This window comes from Sphingobacterium sp. 1.A.4 (genome assembly GCF_002734245.1).
Lineage (GTDB): Bacteria > Bacteroidota > Bacteroidia > Sphingobacteriales > Sphingobacteriaceae > Sphingobacterium > Sphingobacterium tenebrionis.
The window spans coordinates 18036-36347 of sequence record NZ_PEAZ01000058.1; the positions used below are offsets into that span (position 1 = coordinate 18036).

Genomic DNA, 18312 nt, shown 5'->3' on the forward strand with positions numbered 1-18312 from the left:
AAATATTAATAGGGTTTAAATAGTTAAATCTATTCCAAATAATAAGATATGCAGCTACAAAGGACAATTTCCTATTGTTTGGTCCAGACCAAACGATCTAAATCATATCCTGCATCGTGAGCAAGTTTCAGGAATTTTTGTTTGACTTGACCCGGCATGGTCTTATTACGGGATAAAAACCAGATGTAATCTTTGCTTTCTCCAAAGATCAAGGCATTTTCATAATCAGGATCCATGGCTACGACATTATAGCCACTATAGAATGGCCCAAAAAAGGATACTTTCAACGCACCTCTTGTTTCTTCGCCAATGAATTTAGCTTTACCCTCTGATTCCTTCCTTTCGTTTTTAACTGTGTCAAAACCTCTATTCAAGACTTTCACGCTGCCATCCTCATTCAAGGTGTATTCCGCTGTTACTTGATCCATATCCTTCTCATGTTTGAAATCAAATCGTGCGATCTCATACCATTTTCCAGCATAGGATTTAATGTTGAAATTATCCACTACCTGGACACCAGCAGGTACTTTTACCGACTTGCAGGCCTGAAAAATAAATGGGCCAACCAATAATGCCGTCCCAACTGCAATTTTTAAATATTTTGAATACTTCATATCATCTTTTTTTATTAGGTAAACAATATTGCTAATCCTTCTAATCATTAAGATTTAGCTTTTAAATAGAATAAGCCTAACATTTTTGTTAGGCTTATTCCTTTAGATTAATTTTTATCTACGCTTAAAAATCTATGATAGATCTAAATAAGCATAAACGAATAATTAATCTTTATCCAGATCACTCAACCAAGTTTGTACCTCTTCACGAGTTTTTCCGGTTTTCTTTTGAAGCTTTCCGTAAAGCTCATCTTCTTTTCCTTCAACATACAACAAATCATCATCAGTCCAATCTGCATACTGTTGTTTAATTTTGCCTTTTAAGACATTCCATCTTCCTTTTAAATCTAATGAGTCCATATTATATAGTTTAATTAATGTGTTACACGTTTGTTGTGCGTTCTATTAATACAACAACGTAAACATATTTTGGTTTTAATAAATTTTAATTTTACGATTTCAAACAATGTCTTTCCAATTTAGGTTCATTACGTATGAGCTTATTGGAATTTCGGAAGGAAGGGATTTATTGTATACCTGGAAGATTTTATATTGATCCTTGGTTGCCCGTCGACCAGGCGCTCATCACGCATGGACATGCCGATCATGCAAGGGCCGGTATGAAACGATATTTATGCCATCACTTCACAGTTCCCATTCTAAAAATCCGTTTAGGGGATAACATACAAGTACAGGGAATTACCTATCAAGAGCGAATTACCATTAATGGGGTGGAAGTATCCTTTCATCCTGCAGGCCATATCATCGGTTCAGCGCAAATCAGAATGCAATATAAAGGCAGGGTGGCCGTCGTTTCTGGCGATTATAAATTACAGAACGATGGAATTTCTACGCCTTTTGAATTGGTTCCGTGCCATGAATTCGTGACGGAAAGTACCTTTGGTTTACCCATATATAATTGGGATTCCGTAGACGAACAAAACAAAGGTCTGCAGAATTGGGTTCAGCAGAATCAGCAAATGGGAAAAACCAGTGTTTTCGTGGGGTACTCGTTGGGAAAGGCGCAACGGATATTAAAAGCGGTCGGCCAGCTTGGGCCGATTTATGTACATCGATCCATTGCTCGTTTGAATCAGGCATTTGAGGAATTGGATATTCCATTACCTCCATATCATATCTTGGATTTTGAAGAGGGGATCAAACATGTAAACCAACAGATTGTAATTGTGCCGCCCTCTCTGGTAGGAACCAATATCATTCGGAAAATACCCAATATGGCCTACGGCATCTGTTCGGGATGGATGGCGGTAAGAGGGGCGAGAAGATGGCGAAGTGCTGATGCCGGTTTTGCTATATCCGATCATGCGGATTGGAACGATTTGATTGAGGTAGTCAAAGGAACCGGTGCAGAACAGGTCTATGTCACCCATGGCCAGACGGCCATTTTTACGAAATATATCAATGAATTAGGGATTGAAGCATCGGAAATAACCACTGCTTTTGGAAAAGATGAAGATGAAACTATAGCCTCATGAAAGAATTCGCTGTCTTGATCAATCAATTGGATAGTACCAATAAAACCAACCAAAAATTGGAAGCGATATCGCTGTTCCTAAAAACAGCAGAAAATGCGGATAAATTATGGTTATTGAATCTTTTTGCTGGGAAAAGACCAAGAAGGATAGTAGGAACTAAATTGCTTCGGGAATGTTTGATCTATAAAACAGGCATATCGGATTGGCTTTTCCAGGAATCATATGCTTCAGTGGGAGATTTAGCAGAAACCATTTCCCTCTTATTGCCACAACCTACGACCTATTTAGATTTTTCGTTGAGTGAATGGATGGAAAAAATCCAAGAGCTGTCTGGGAAATCCGATGAAGAGAAAAAGGAATTTGTACTTTGGGCTTGGGACGGCTTACCACATTTGGAAAGGTTTATTTTCAATAAACTATTGGGCGGAAGCTTTAGAATCGGGGTTTCATCCAAAGGGATGATCAATGCGATTGCGAAAGAATATAATCTTGATGCCAACGCCGTAGCCCATAGTATCATGGGGAAATGGGATTTTGAAGAATTGGATTTCGATACCTTGATTCAAGGAGGCTATTCGGACAGCAACCTCTCCAAACCATATCCATTTTGTCTGGCCTACGCTTTGGAGAATTTGGAATCGACCATACTCCAACCTGAAGAATGGTTTGCTGAATATAAATGGGATGGGATCCGTGGACAGATTATTAAGAGAAAAGGAGAAGTATTCATTTGGTCGCGCGGAGAGGAATTAGTAACAGACCAGTTTCCTGAGATTGTGGAAGAGGTATTAAAGTGGGAGGACGATTTTGTGTTGGATGGAGAAATAATTGCATTTGCAGAAGAGCAGGTCCTCAATTTCACTTTTTTGCAGAAAAGACTGAACAGGAAAAAGTTAACGGAAAAGTTTATTAAAGAGATTCCAGTCAGCATGTATCTCTATGATATTCTGGAATATAAGGATGTTGATTATAGGCAATTTCCAATGGTTGAGAGACGTAAATTACTAAGGAATTTATATGAAAAGCAAAAAGATTCTGTTTTTATGTTATCACCGCTGTTAGAATTTTCAAGTCTAGAAATATTGGGCAACTTAAGGGAAGCGTCGAGGGAAATGAACAGTGAGGGACTGATGTTGAAGGCAAAGAACTCCATCTACCATACCGGCAGGAAAAAAGGGGATTGGTGGAAATGGAAAGTTGATCCACTCACGATAGATGCTGTATTGATCTATGCCCAAAAAGGAGCAGGAAGAAGGAGTGGCTATTATACCGATTATACGTTTGCGGTCCGGGATGGAGACAATCTGGTAAGTATTGCCAAAGCCTATTCTGGATTAACGGACATGGAAATCCAGGAAGTTAGCCGCTTTGTGAACAAGCATGCAATTGAAAAATTCGGTCCGGTACGTACTGTTAAACCAGAATTGGTTTTTGAAATTGCCTTTGAAGGAATTGGTTGGAGTTCTAGGCATAAATCTGGTGTAGCCTTACGCTTTCCTCGGATACTAAGATGGCGGAAAGATAAAACAGTAACTGATATTGATGAATTGGAAGAAGTAAAAAAAATGATTAAATAATTTAAAATAATATACTATGAGTAATCCTAAAAACAATCCAAAAGTAAATGAAGAGCCTGAAAATGTAGATCCAAATGTGCCACCAAAGCAAGAGTATTTGGATCAATTACAACAGGATGCCATCAATGCAACTATTGATTTTGATCCTACAGAAGGTGAAAAAATCATTAGACAAGGTTTGCAGGCATGGCCAAATCTTATTGATGCTGAATTGCAAAGATTCAAACAGCAATTTCAGAAAAAATAAAGTATTAAAAGCGAAAAGATTTTCGCTTTTAATTTTTACTAAGCATTTAAAACTGTAATTTTAAACCAGAAATCATGATGTGGTTTCTATAACCATATAATCCGGACAAATTCAAATTTAATATACTGTTAATATTAGTTGGCTAAATTTGGATTCATTTACTTATTAAAAGCATTCGATCAACATGACCATACAAAATCAAGTATATATTGATTTGAGGAAAGGCAGTATTCAGGCCTTTCAGGTTGTATTTGATGCTTATTCTGCTAATATTTATAACCTATCTTTCCATATTCTGAAAAATAAGGAACAAGCGGAAGAGGTCGTCCAAGAAACTTTTTTGAAGGTCTGGATGCATCGGGAAGAGTTGGATGATGCCAAGGATTTATGGCCATATATCTATGTGATCGCTAAGAGAATCTGTTATAACCAATTGAGATCCATGAAATATGATCTGTTAGCCCAGCAGGAATTGATAAAAAATATGGCTGTTTTGGCTGAGGATTCTGCTCATCAACTTTCCGAAATCAATAAAATTCTTCAAGAATCTGTGAATCAATTACCTGAACGCCAAAAACAGGTATGGATCATGAGTAGAGAAGAAGGCAAATCGCATAAAGAAATTGCAGATGAATTAGGTATTTCCCCAAATACGGTTAAGAATACGATTGTCCAAACCTTAAAAACCCTTCGTCACACCTTTAAGAAGGCGGATTATCTGTATTTTTTTATTTTTTTGTTTTTCTTATAGTCCTATCCGCTCCTTCGTGTGTACATAGTATAGTTAATACTTAAATTGTGCATAAGAATCGTTTCGAAGAATTAAATCAAAAATTTTTAAATAATATTATTTCCGAGGAGGAACTTCAGGAATATCTTCAGCTATTGGAAGAACATGAAGATCTATTCTACCAATCCTTGGATAGCGTTCAACCTATTGACAAGCATCATGAATTTGATCAACAGCAGGTTTATAAAAATTTGTTGAATCAAGTTGAACTACAATCTTCCCCTAAAACCAAGCGTCTAAACTATAAATGGATTTCCATAGCTGCTACTTTATTGATTGCATCAGGTATAGGCTTTTATCTATACAGCCTTAAAGATAAATCCTTAACTCATAAAGATATAAATGTATTAGCTAATGTTGAAAGTAAGGAGGTCTCTAACCCTTTACATGAAAGTGCGGCTATATTATTGGCTGATGGGACCGAAGTAGCATTGGAGGATGTATCAGAAAAAGGAATGGAGCATGATGGGGTGGAGCTTTCCAAAACAGCAGATGATATGATCAAAGTATCGTTCAGCAAGAGTTTAGCACAAGCCAACAAAGCCTTTCACGAATTCAGAACAGCAAAAGGTACCAGCTATAATCTTCAACTTCCTGATGGCTCCAAAGTTTTCCTAAACTCAGGTTCAGTTTTTAAAATAAGTGCTGAATTTAACGAAGAAAACAGGAACAGTGAGCTTTCCGGAGAGGCCTTCTTTGAAGTGGCCCATAATCCTGAAAAACCTTTTTTGGTGAAGACGAAAGATTATCAAGTTAAAGTATTAGGAACCCAATTCAATGTGAAAAGTTATCCTACCGCCAAACAATCAAAAACCAGTCTTTTAAAAGGGAGTGTACAAGTGAATTCATCGAAGGCAGCGTTGATGCTAAAACCTGGCGAACAAGCAAATGGACAAGCTGGAAATGGGATGAAAAAAGTGAGAGCAAACTTTCGCGAAGTCCTTGCCTGGCGCGATGGGTATTTTAGGTTTCAGAATGCCAGTGTAAGAGAAATCATGAACGACATTATTAATTGGTACGACATCAAAGAGGTTGTTTATGAATTTAACAGTGAGGAACATTTTACAGGTTCTATTGTGCGCAGCCGCAGTTTACACGATGTGCTTCATGGAATGGAAAAGATATCGAACCTAAAATTTGAAATTAGAGAAGGGAGGGTGTTCGTAAGAAAGTAGTTGTGAAAGAGAAAGATACGGAAGGGCGGCCACCCTCCCGTGTTTTGCATGGATAAAATCCTTATTAGCAGTAAATTATTTACCCAATACTAATCAAATGTATTATTTTTTTACTAGAAATCCCTATTCGACAAAAATAGGACTAAACAAACTTTTGTTAATTATGAAACTGGTTTCGTTGTTGTTACTTGGAACCATGCTACATGTGAGTGCTTCGACCTTCGGACAGAAGATCAGCATCCGTGCCAAGCAAGCAACCTTACAGGACATTTTACAGGATATTCAAAATCAAACGAATTACGATTTTCTTTATAGCAATAACCAAGTCAGCAACCTGAAAAGGATGGACGTTTTTGTGGAAAATAAAGACGTAAAGGAGGTCTTAAAGAAGGTGTTGACACCAAATGGACTGGTATTTTTCGTGGAAAACAACATGGTACTTATTAAATCACGTACCGAGTTGAGCAATAATCCAGAATCGATTCAACGAGTTATCGAAGGCTATGTCAAGGATGAACAGGGCCAACCCATTACTGGGGCATCGGTATCTTTATTGAACAGCAACCTGGCAACAGCCACCGATGATAAGGGTTATTTCCGATTAAGCAGTCCAACTGCATCTGCAACTGTGGTTATCACTGCGATGGGTTATGAAAGCCAGACCATCGAAGTTTCCGGAACTTCGGCCATCAATATTGTGTTAAAGGAATCCGTTAGTGGTTTAGATGAGGTCGTTGTAGTTGGTTATGGTATCCAAAAGAAAGCAAACTTAACAGGAGCAGTCTCTCAGATCAATGCCGAGGATATTGCCCTACGTCCTGAAGCTAATATTGCAACTACCCTACAAGGTTTAATGCCTGGTTTGAACATACAGATGAATAATGGTGATCCATCTACGACACCTGACATCAATGTTCGTGGATTTAACTCCATCAATGGTGGAAATCCATTGGTTTTAATCGATGGAATTGAAGGGAATATCACCCGCGTAAATCCGAACGATATCGAGAGTGTTACGGTTCTTAAAGATGCCTCTTCTGCCTCTATTTATGGAGCTCGTGGCGCATTTGGGGTTATTTTGATCACTACCAAAACCGGAAAGGCAGGAACAACTTCTGTGACCTATACCAATAACTTTGGATGGACTTCACCAACTGCACGAACAGATTATATTTCCGATCCCTATGTTTATGGAAAGACGGTAGATGCTGCCCTATTTGGCTACAACGGTTCTTCCTATACCAATTACAATGAAATGGATTGGGAGACGATCAAAATGGTGGCGAATGGAGAAATTGAACCTTTCCATGAACTACAGGCCGATGGATCCTATAAATTCTTCCATAAATCCAATTGGTGGGATCACATGTTCAAAAAACAGCAGGCCTCTAGCTTCCATAATATTGCCATTTCTGGCGGTACAGAAAAACTGAAAGGCTATCTTTCTGGTCGGATTTTCGAACGAGAAAGCATCAATAACATAAATAACGATGCCAATATGGATCGCCAGAACCTAAAGGCGAACTTAGTATTTACGCCAAACTCTTGGTTGGAAATCTCCAATAATATCCAATTCATCAATGAAAAGGACAAGGACTATGGTGGGTATTCCAATGGTTTTGGAGGTTTATGGAGCACGACTACCTGGTATAACCTAATGGCTTTTTATCCGATCATGGTGGATGGTGTTCCGACCGATATTGGTACAGGTACTGGTGGACAAGGGGGGAATGCCGGACTACATTCTGGTAAGACCTGGCGATTGTTCAATAATGAGGAGTTTACCAATACCTTTCGAGTGGTTGCTAAACCTTTGGAAGGCCTACAGATCAACTTCGATTATAGCAATAGGATTGAAAACACAGCGCGTAGTTTCCGCTTAAATCCATTTAATTATTTAGCTGGAAACAGATTGGATTTCCGTACGGTAGGATTGAATCGATTAACGGAATATAGATGGAAAGACAAGTACAACGCACTCAACTTATTTGCCACCTATAATAAGACTTTTGCGGAAAAACATAACCTGAAATTGTTGGCTGGTTTTAATCAGGAGCAATTCGACCGTGACCGTGTGGCCACTACAGCTGATGATCTGTTGATCGAAGACTTATCCAACTTATCCTTAGCAACCGTGATGAACAATATTTCTGGTTCGGCTACAAATTGGGCTATACAAGGATATTTTGGCCGTTTGAACTATGATTTCGATAATAAATATTTACTGGAAGTCAATGCCCGATATGATGGTTCCTCCCGTTTTCCTTCAGATAGTCGTTGGGGATTATTTCCTTCGGTATCTGTAGGTTGGCAAGTGGACAGGGAGTCGTTCTGGGAGCCTGTTCGCCCTTATGTTTCCTCCTTAAAATTCAGAAGTTCTTATGGTATGTTAGGAAACCAAACCGTTGATGTAAATACCTTTAAGGAATTGATGAATGTAGGAACTTCGGAATGGTTAAACAACGGCGAACGCTTGATTTTTGCTTCTGTACCAGGGCCATTACCTAACGTGGTGACTTGGGAGACAACAAAGAGCTTCAACATTGGAGCCGACTTAGGTTTCCTGAACAATAAATTATTGCTGAACTTGGATTGGTACCGGAAAAATGTGGAAGGCATGTATCTTCCAAGAGAACCTTTACCGGCAGTTTTTGGAGCCAATGAGCCTAAGGAAAATTATGCTTCCTTGCGCAATGATGGTTATGAAATAGCTGTTACTTATCAAGATAAATTTGATTTAGCTGGAAGTCCATTGCAATTTAATGTGACCGCCAATGTAAGTAATTTCAAAGGCATCATTACCCGATACAATAACCCGAATGGTTTATTGAGCTCTTACAATGAGGGTGAGCGTTTGGGTGATATCTGGGGTTACCGTATTGCTGGTCAATTCCAAACGGATGAAGAAGCATTAGCTTACCAAAATTCATTTACAAACCCAGGAAACAGCCTGTCGCAAGTTTATAATGATATCCTGAATGTAATGCAGAATAGCGAATGGAATCATTTACGTGCTGGGGATATCAAATACCTTGACCTTAATGGTGATGGAAAAATCAATAAAGGTCAGAATACACTTGCTGACCATGGTGATTTGGAACGTATCGGGAATTCCATGCCTAAATTTCCATTTGGATTGAATTTAGGTATGCGCTGGAAAAGTATCGATATGGGAGTAGCTTTAGCAGGAGTAGGTAGCCAAGACTGGTATCCAACAGGAGACCTGTACTGGGGACCTTATCAACGTCCATACCTTTCCTTTATCCGTAAGGATCTGGTAGATAATGCTTGGCGCCCTGATAAAACCGAGAACACCTATCCACAGATCTATCGTGGTTATTCATCCCTGCAGTCTGGCCGATCATTATATGAATTGAACGATTATTATTTAACGAATGTTGGTTTTTTAAGGGTTAAAAACCTGAGTTTGGGATATACTTTCCCACAAGCTTGGACTCAAAAAGCAAAAGTGGACAAATTTAGGGTCTTCTTTAGCGGTGAAAACTTATTTACCTGGAGTTTCGGCGGTTTGACCAAATACTTGGATCCAGAGCAAGCAGGTTCTACGGTGGATTATTCTTCGCCGGCAACGGCAGATGACCGTGGTGATCTTCGTTCCTATCCGATGGGAAAAACGGTTTCTTTTGGTGTCATGTTAACCCTTTAAGCTGAAAACATCATGAAAAAAATGACGATAAAATATTATATATATGCTGCTGCAAGTGTTTTCTTGCTGGGATCCTGTAATAAGGATTTCCTTGAGCGGCCATCTGAGGATCAGGTAGAAGCTCCATATTTCTTCAATACGCCTAAGGACCTGGAAGTGGCGACCAATGATTTTTATACCATGTTGGCAACGACATCCGTTTATGCGGAAGATGCCAATTCGGACAACTTAATGCCCTTGAACCCTGCTGATAAAATAAAAGGAAATAGGATTGTTCCTGTTGCCAGTGGGAGTGGTGGTTGGTCTTGGGGGAATCTTCGTAAGATAAATTATTTTTTGGAGAACTTTCATAAAGTAGCCGATGAGGATGCCAAAGCTAGGTATGCTGGGATTGCCCGCTTTTTTAGAGCCTACTTTTATTACGACAAAGTGAAGACCTTTGGTGATGTGCCTTGGTACGGAAAAGTCTTATCTGCAAAAGATCCAGATCTTTTCAAAGGAAGGGATTCCCGTTTTTTGGTCATGGACTCCATCATGGCAGATTTGGACTATGCTATTGAGCATATTCCCGCAGAGAAACAGGTAAATTTAGTAACCAAGTATACCGCGATGTTATTGAAATCACGGGTTGCTTTATTTGAAGGGACCTTCAGGAAATATCATAAACTGGAAGGTGCTGATAATTTCCTGAACGAAGCGGTTGAAGCCTCCCAGATGCTGATCAATTCAGCGGCTTATACCTTATATTCGGATGGAGGTGCAGCCGCGGCATACCGAAATCTATTTGCCCGCGATAAACAGGACGCCATAGAAACCATCTTGGCCGTCGATTATGAATTGGGCCTTAAGGTGCATAGTACAGCTTATAATTTTACATCTGCTACTTCAGGCTCTTATGGATTGATGAAGGATGTGGTGAATAGCTACCTGATGAATGATGGTTCCCGTTTTACAGATAAGGCCAATTATCAGACCTATTCCTATTTTCAGGAGATGCAGAACAGAGATCCAAGGTTGACACAGACGACCGCAGGCCCAGATTTTAGGGTAAATGGGGAATCTAAGAACGAACCAGTAACCTTGAATATCACGACTACAGGTTACCGCTTGATCAAAGCACTTCCCAATAGAGCCCAATGGGCAACCGGAGCCTCTGTATTTGATATCATCATCTTCCGTTTTGCGGAGGCATTATTGGTCAATGCAGAAGCGAAAGCAGAACTTGGAACATTAACCCAAGCGGATTTGGACAATACCATCAATAGATTAAGAGCTAGGGTGGGTATGCCTAATTTGAATTTGGCTCAAGCAAACGCTAATCCCGATCCTTATTTGGCTGAAATGTATCCGAATGTAGAAAATACAGCCAACAAAGGGGTTATTCTTGAAATCAGAAGAGAAAGAAGGATAGAATTGTTCAATGAAGGTTTGCGTTGGGATGATTTGATGCGTTGGAAGGAAGGTAAAAAAGTAACCAAGCCAATGGTCGGAGTTTATTTCTCCGGATTAGGAAGCCATGATTTTACAGGCGATGCAGTTCCAGATGTGTTTTTGCACACAGGAAGTACTTCGGGTGCTCCATCATCCATCACGTCCTTTATCAATGTGAACCAAAGAACTTTAAGGAATCCATTGACCGGACAACAGAATTCGACATCCGGAAATTTAGATCCATTCCCACAAGGAGGACTTTTCGATGAAGAAAGGGATTACTTTGCGCCATTGCCTTCAGAGGATTTGATTTTGAATAAAAACCTAGTGCAAAACCCAGGATGGAAGTAATATGAAAAAGATAAGCTATTTATTCGTTTTATTTCTTGGTCTTTCTGTCTTTTTTGGCAAGGTAGAAGCTAAAACTCCCAAATTTCCAATTGGTTATGCCTTGGATTTCCAAAAAATCACTGATGAAAAGATGCAGTACATCAAGAGTTTGGGAATCAATTACATTGAACTTGCAGGGATTGGAGCCATGTTGGATAAAAACCTACAATCTACTGAAGTGGCAAGCTCTTGGGCAAGTAGAATGAAGGAGGTGGCGGCTATCCTGAAACGAAACAAGGTAAAGGTCTGGTCTATCCACATGCCCTTCAGTGTGCATTTAGACATTTCCCGATTAGATGAAGAAGGTAGATTACGGGTTATGGAAGCGCAAAAGAATGTACTACAGGTTTTAAAACCTGTAAAGGCAGAGATTATCCTATTCCATCCTTCCTTTTATTTGGGACTGAATGAACGTAGCGAACGAAAAGCCCAACTTCAGAAATCAGTAGTTTACTTAAATAAAGAAGTAAAAGCTATCCGTTCAAACATGGTGGTAGAGAACATGTTGGGTCCTTCATTAACTGTCAATGGAAGAGAACGTCCTTTGATGCGTACCGTGGAGGAATGTTTGGAGATTTTTCAAGGCTTTCCCAAAGATGTAGGCTTAGCAGTTGATTTTTGTCATATTGCTGAACCTCAACATTTATTGGCAGCCTTTGGATCTCGGGTAAAGACCTTGCATGTTTCAAATGGTGACGGCACAGCAGAACACCATTATTTACCTTGTGATAACAGAGGGAAAAATGACTGGAACAGCATTTTTGCCACCCTGGAAAAGATCAAGTATAAAGGAGTGTATATGCACGAATGCAAATACAATGATGAAAAGGAAATTGTGGATTGCTACCAGCACCTTTGGGATGCTTATCAAACGAGTTTAACTATTAAAAAGTGATATAATGAAAAGTATATATAGCCATTTGCTGATTATGATGGTTCTTTTCGGATTTTCTGCCTGTAAAAAGGATAAGGAATCTTTTGAAGAGAAATTAATGGCAGGCACGGAATTGATGGAGGTAGGAAGTAAAACAGGAAAATACCAATTTGATGTTCTTTCTAACGCAAATATGATGTTGGAATCGGATGTGGCTTGGATTGTATTGGATACGACCGAACTAGAAAAAGGAAAACGTAAGGTTGTTTTCGAGGTTCAAGCCAATGAGGATGATGAACGATCGGGAATTATTACGGTTCGTATCAACAATGAGCTTTCTAAACAGGTATTGGTAAGCCAAGAATCTGGAAAAGTGCCGGTCTTCTTTGTTAGTCCTACAGGAACTGGAGATGGATCTTCTTGGGAAAGTCCTTCCACTTTCCATGCGGCCATGGAAAAGGCCACCACAGGCAGTACGATTTATATGATGGAAGGTACGTATATGCCGGCAAAAACCATTCGTAATGGAGAGTCCGCAGAAGAGTCAGATAAAACGTTTGAAATCAATAAGAATATCAGCGTGATCGGAGGCTTTTCAAAAGACGCCAGTATTGGTGCAAAACCTAATGCTGCGATGTACAAAACGATTCTGGATGGACGATTTGCAAGTGGAAAACAAGCATTCCATACTGTTACGGTGACTGCTGCTAAAGAAGCAGGTTCACAGGTTTATATCGAAGGTTTGGTGATAACTGGAGGAAATGCGACGGATAGAAGTACCAATATTTCCATAAACGGACTTAATTTTAGTCGTGGACAAGGGGGAGGAATGGCCATTGGTGGTTCACAGGTACATTTGAAAAATGTAGAAATCATCGAGAACAAAGCAACCGCTGATAAAGGAACCGTTGGTTTTGCTGCTGGTATGTATGCTTTTGGTTCTGCAAATGTTATCATGGAAAATTCTAAGGTAAACAATAACACGAATGCAGGTAATAATGGTGGTGGTGTATGGATGCATACGTCAAATCTAACAGCCTATCATTCTCAATTCAACGAGAATTCAGCTAGAGGTACCGCTGGTGGCGTGCATGGCTATCCAAATGCCAAAATTATTCTTTATAACTCCGAAGTGAGTCAAAACAGTAATACTTCTTACGGAGCTGGATTATACCTTCGGGAAAAATCTACCGGCATCTTAGTGAACTGTTTATTGGTGGGAAATAAGAGTACTTCAAAGAATGGTGGTGGAGCAGTGATGCTCTATGATGATTGTAAAATAGATATCATCAGCTCAACTATTTCGGGAAATGAAATTCCTGGGCCGGGTGCTGGCGTATATCGTAGATCAAAAGTGAATAACTTAACCATTATCAATTCCATTATTTCCGGAAATAAACAGGATGCAAACTCTACTGATGTTGATGCGTATACTGATAATGCAGGAATTATCCCAGTGATCAAAAGTTCTGCCATTGCCGGTCAGGTATATAGCGAAGGTGGTTCAGTGGCCTCAGGACTTTCATTTAATCCGGCAACCATGCTTAGTGCCCAATATTTACCAATAGGTGCTAATAATCCTGCTTTAACACATGGTTTAAATGCCAGTTCTTTAATAACTATAGGACAAACATATAGCCCGGTATTGGAAGAGCATATCAAAGCCGATAAAAATGGAAATGAACGTACCGATAAAATCATGGGGGCTCTAATAAAATAACATGAAAAAAATTGCTATAAGCATACTTCTGAGTATAATCAGCCTAACTACCGTTTTCTGTCATTCCAAGACCATCATGTTGGTCTTGGGATCGGCAGATCCTAAAGTATTGGATGAACGGATACAGATTGCTTTGAGATTATATAAGATCCAATCCTTCGACGACATTATTGTTTCTGGCGGCTGTGCCGCGCATGGATCGAGTATTTGTGAGGCAAGTAGGATGTATGATCAGATGACAGCAAGCGGAATCCCTGCTGAAAAAATCCACAAAGAGGAAAATGCAAAGACAACGGTTCAGAATTATATTTTCAGTAGGATGTTGAAAAATGCATCAGGTGAAAAAATTATGCAGCCGGGGGATACGGTTTTTGTGGTGTCTAATCATTGGCATGCCATATCGGTTGCCGCACGTTTACAAAAATATGATGGGGTAGTAGCCCGATTCTTTATTGAAGGATCTCAACAACCCAAGGAATCCGATAAACTAGACTATGTCAATATTTTTAATGGCGAAATCGATAATGATAAATTTATTGCCAAAGGCACGTGGTTAACCCCTGACGCGGTATGGTCAGTTAAAGATTCTATTTATTATCTAATGGGTAATCTGCTCTATGTCAGTAATCCAGAGAACACTTCCTATACTGTTGAAAAATTAAGTTCAGATAGGGAATTAGTAAAAGGTCTAGATCTGGAACAGGACTTACATTTTATTGATGACGGGAAGCAATGGTTGATATGGGATGGAGCTAAGTTTCTGCCAATGGATAAAATTTCTGGAAAACAGCGTGCTCCGTTAGCTTGGCATGAGCTGTTGAGGAATGCCCCGGAATCATGGAAACATTCCATGAAGACTGGATTTATCCAAGATGGGACTTTATACCTCTTTTCAGATTCCAAATTGCTTATTGCCAAGAAAAAAGGAAAATACTTTGATGTGGAAACTGAAACGTCGGCAGATCAGTATTTTAAAAACTGGCCTTTTGGATGGGGAAAAGGGAATGTTAATGCTGCTTCTATGGACCAAGAGACCAATGAAATTCAGCTTTATAGAAATATGGAAGTCTTAACCCTTGACCTTAAACAAAGGACCGTAAAACAGGTGAAGCCCTTGCGCTTAAAATGGGTGAATTACTAATAAAACAACCAATACATGAAAAAACTAAATTTAATATACTACTTCATCTTCCTTTTAATCTTCACTTCATGTGAAAAGAATGATGGAACCCAATTACCATACGATTATTCGCAGGAAGAAACCCTAGGTCTTCAGGAAACATTAGAGAAAGCCGATTGGAAAACCAAGCAGGTGGCTGAAGGGATAATGTGGAAACATGTTCAATTTTCGCAGATTTTTGAATCTAAGCAATATATCAATATGTTCGAAATCGATTTGACGAAAGGCTTTGACATTGAAATTCCCTATGTAAAAACAGGCTTTTTGAAAACGAGTGACGCAGCCACTAGAGCGAATGCATTAGTTGCGTTTAATGGTTCTTATTTCAATACCAGTGTTGGTGGATCAACGGTATTCTTCAAATACGATAATGTAGTACAAAATCAAACCGTAAATGGTTTTAATCCTTATCGGGAAAACGGAGCAATGGTTATTGATGCCTCTGGAAAACCTAAGATCATTTTAAAACCAAGTTCTGGATGGACTTCTGTGGCAGAACCTATCGCATTGGCTGGCGGACCTCTTTTGATTCAGAATGGGGAAGAACTATCACAATTGAATGTAGATTTCAATACGGCTAGACATCCTCGTACGGCCGTAGGGATTACCGCAGATCAAAAAATGATTGTGGTAGTTGTAGATGGTCGTTCTTCTCAATCCCAGGGCTTGACTATTCCGCAATTGTCTTCTCTTATGAAGGCATTAGGCTGTGTTTCTGCTGTTAATTATGATGGTGGTGGATCCAGCACGGCATGGGTTAAAGGCGAAGGAGTCGTTAATTTTCCATCGGATAACGGAAAATTTGATCATGAGGGTGAACGTGCTGTGGCTACGGTATTTACGGTAAAATAAACACTTCAATTTCTTTAGAATGAAAGGTTTTGACCTTCAATATTTAAAAGGCGCAAGTTTACATTTGCGCCTTTTCATATTTTATAAACCTAAATGGTTGATTATTTGTATATTAATTAGATGTAAGTGATGTATACCAAAAAATAAACCCATGAAAAAAATGACCTATTTCTTGTTCATACTTTTTGGACCTTTGGTTTCAAGTTGCGAATATGGAGCATCCACAGAAGAAACCAAAAAATATGATACCTTGGTGGATATTTTTCAAAAGTCCGAAAATCTGCTTATTCAATATCGGAAAATGAAGGCAGAAGGAGGGAAAGACAGCCTTAATTTACAAAATTATACTTATGAAACTTTTAAAAGTGAATCTCCAGAATTATTGAATAATACCCAGAAATACAAAGAAGGTTTATGGAGATTGCTTATTGATGATGATATTCAAAAAGATGCTTACACCAATGAAGATATTGCTTTGCTTCTGTTTAATTTGGGTAGTAAAGACTTTTTAGAATCCAAAGAAAAGGTATTTACATATTATAAGGAAGATAAGGTTGATTTTGGTCTTTTGAAACGGATGTTGATGCCTAATGGTAGGATCAAAGGATTTAAAGATGATTCGGATATCATGCAGGAAACGGAAAAATTTAATCAAAAGGTTTCGAGGCATTTGGCTAAGGGTAATCAGGAAGAGCGGGAATTAGCCGAATTTTTATCCAATAGATAATAATAACTGGGGCTAATCGTTAGTTTTGTGATATGCTATTTACCATTGAAAACTAACAATATATGTATAAATCTATTCTTTCTCTTTCATTACTAGGATTATTAAGTATCTCCCAAGCATTTTCTCAAAATTCCTTTGTTTCTTCTCCGAAATTAGCGAAGCTACAACCTAAGATTGATAGTATTCTGTCGAAATATGATGCAAAAGTAGGTGTAGCTATTCATAACCATGATCTCTCGGATAGTTTGATTGTCAATGGTGATCATCACTATCCTTTACAGAGTGTATATAAATTTCATTTAGGGATAGTTATTTTGGATCAAGTGGATAAGGGAAAGCTGAAAATGAAAGATCCTTTGGTCTTTAGTAAGGAAACGATGAATTCGGAGCTGTATAGCCCGATTAAGGATGCACATCCTAATGGGGTTACTATGCCATTGGATGAGGTTTTGTTTCATACCATTGCAGAAAGTGATAATATTGGTTGTGATGCGATGTTTGACTTATTAGGAGGGCCAAAAGTAGTGGATACTTATTTTAAAAAGCTTGGATTTAAAGATCAGAACATAGGTTATACAGAAAGAGTGCAACAGGCAAAGTGGGATATTCAATTTGAAAACTGGACCACTGTTTCTGCGGGTAATCATATCATGCATGCTTTTTATACCAATGATGATCAATTACTTTCTAAAAAATCTTATGATTTTCTTTGGGATAATATGAGAAAGACCACAACTGGACCTAATAGGATAAAAGGTTTGTTGCCAAAAGGGACAATCGTTGCGCATAAGACGGGTACTTCGGGAAGGAATAGGCAGACTGGGGTGACAGAAGCGATAAATGATATTGGTGTTGTTTCGCTTCCGGATGGTAAGGTTTTTTACATTAGTGTTTATGTAACGGATTCGAATGAAGTGGGGGAACCTAATGAAAGGGTTGTGGCGGAGGTTTCTAAGGCTGCTTATGATGCCTTTGTGGAATAAAGTTGTTGGATGAGATCGTAGAATAAAGTTATTGAATAAGATTTTTGAATAAGATTTTTGAATTAAATTTTTGAATGAGATTGTTAGCCTGGATGAAGGCTTTTGCAGTCGAATTTCAAGTGAGTTTTAAGTGAGGTGTAAGTGAGTTGTAAGTGACTTTATGCAATTACAACTCACTTACACCTCACTTAGAATATGCTTACACCGTGTATTTATTTTGAAGCTAATAGGAGCATAGGCATTTAACAACAATACCCGTCATTGCGAGGAACGAAGCAATCTTTGAACTCTGTCATCCTGAGAATTAAAAATTTGAACTAAATTTATCGGAAGGTGATGACATTTAGTAACTTAGTTCATTGACCATTCTGCAGTTTGACCGGACTATCGTATAGTGCATCTTGCCTGTCCCTGAGCTTGGTTCCATAGATTGAGGCATTGGAGTTTGGTACATCTTTTAGATTGTCCGTATGGTAGCCTGCCGTTTATTTTTCCTCTATGGGCTTAATGGTTTCACATTTTAATTGATGTGCCATGAAAATCATTCACGATCATGCTGCGGGGATCGATATCGGTTCACGCAGAATCT

At 38.9% G+C, this 18312-nt stretch carries 15 protein-coding genes; 13 read left to right on the forward strand and 2 right to left on the reverse strand.

Features of this window, described 5'->3' with window-relative positions:
• Positions 1 to 71: 71 nt before the first annotated feature.
• Positions 72 to 614, reverse strand: coding sequence for a lipocalin family protein (locus tag CRJ00_RS09870; RefSeq protein ID WP_099366726.1), 543 nt, complete (start codon positions 612 to 614; stop codon positions 72 to 74).
• Between the two features lie 165 nt (positions 615 to 779).
• A complete protein-coding gene (locus CRJ00_RS09875) occupies positions 780 to 974 on the reverse strand; it encodes a CsbD family protein (protein ID WP_099366712.1) in 195 nt (64 codons plus the stop codon).
• Positions 975 to 1108: 134 nt separating this feature from the next.
• Between CRJ00_RS09875 and CRJ00_RS09880 the strand changes: the two genes are divergently transcribed.
• The 13 genes from CRJ00_RS09880 (at position 1109) to bla (ending at position 17723) form a co-directional block, all read left to right on the forward strand.
• The gene (locus tag CRJ00_RS09880) at positions 1109 to 2110 is read left to right on the forward strand and encodes a ligase-associated DNA damage response exonuclease (protein WP_099366713.1); all 1002 of its coding nucleotides are present in this window, start codon (positions 1109 to 1111) and stop codon (positions 2108 to 2110) included.
• Positions 2107 to 3687: an ATP-dependent DNA ligase gene (locus tag CRJ00_RS09885; RefSeq protein WP_099366714.1), complete on the forward strand. Its 1581-nt coding sequence runs from the start codon at positions 2107 to 2109 to the stop codon at positions 3685 to 3687. Before CRJ00_RS09880 ends, CRJ00_RS09885 begins: the two co-directional genes overlap by 4 nt.
• A gap of 16 nt (positions 3688 to 3703) precedes the next feature.
• Entirely contained in the window at positions 3704 to 3934 is a 231-nt protein-coding gene (locus CRJ00_RS09890; protein WP_099366715.1) for a hypothetical protein, read from the forward strand.
• 184 nt (positions 3935 to 4118) lie between these two features.
• Entirely contained in the window at positions 4119 to 4685 is a 567-nt protein-coding gene (locus tag CRJ00_RS09895; RefSeq protein WP_099366716.1) for an RNA polymerase sigma factor, read from the forward strand.
• 47 nt (positions 4686 to 4732) lie between these two features.
• Entirely contained in the window at positions 4733 to 5899 is a 1167-nt protein-coding gene (locus tag CRJ00_RS09900) for a FecR family protein (RefSeq protein ID WP_099366717.1), read from the forward strand.
• Between the two features lie 163 nt (positions 5900 to 6062).
• Positions 6063 to 9566, forward strand: a complete 3504-nt coding sequence (locus CRJ00_RS09905) for a TonB-dependent receptor (RefSeq protein ID WP_099366718.1) — start codon at positions 6063 to 6065, stop codon at positions 9564 to 9566.
• Between the two features lie 12 nt (positions 9567 to 9578).
• Positions 9579 to 11348 carry a RagB/SusD family nutrient uptake outer membrane protein gene (locus CRJ00_RS09910; protein WP_099366719.1) on the forward strand — a complete coding sequence of 590 codons (1770 nt, stop codon included), beginning with the start codon at positions 9579 to 9581 and terminating at the stop codon, positions 11346 to 11348.
• Position 11349: 1 nt separating this feature from the next.
• Positions 11350 to 12282, forward strand: a complete 933-nt coding sequence (locus tag CRJ00_RS09915; RefSeq protein ID WP_099366720.1) for a sugar phosphate isomerase/epimerase family protein — start codon at positions 11350 to 11352, stop codon at positions 12280 to 12282.
• A gap of 4 nt (positions 12283 to 12286) precedes the next feature.
• A complete protein-coding gene (locus CRJ00_RS09920) occupies positions 12287 to 13981 on the forward strand; it encodes a BACON domain-containing protein (RefSeq protein WP_144038142.1) in 1695 nt (564 codons plus the stop codon).
• 1 nt (position 13982) lies between these two features.
• Complete coding sequence (locus CRJ00_RS09925) at positions 13983 to 15122, forward strand: YdcF family protein (RefSeq protein WP_099366722.1); 1140 nt, start codon at positions 13983 to 13985, stop codon at positions 15120 to 15122.
• Between the two features lie 15 nt (positions 15123 to 15137).
• Positions 15138 to 16013, forward strand: coding sequence for a phosphodiester glycosidase family protein (locus CRJ00_RS09930; protein WP_099366723.1), 876 nt, complete (start codon positions 15138 to 15140; stop codon positions 16011 to 16013).
• Between the two features lie 151 nt (positions 16014 to 16164).
• Positions 16165 to 16740: a hypothetical protein gene (locus tag CRJ00_RS09935; RefSeq protein ID WP_099366724.1), complete on the forward strand. Its 576-nt coding sequence runs from the start codon at positions 16165 to 16167 to the stop codon at positions 16738 to 16740.
• Positions 16741 to 16802: 62 nt separating this feature from the next.
• Positions 16803 to 17723, forward strand: coding sequence for a class A beta-lactamase (gene bla / locus CRJ00_RS09940; RefSeq protein ID WP_099366725.1), 921 nt, complete (start codon positions 16803 to 16805; stop codon positions 17721 to 17723).
• Positions 17724 to 18312: the final 589 nt, after the last annotated feature.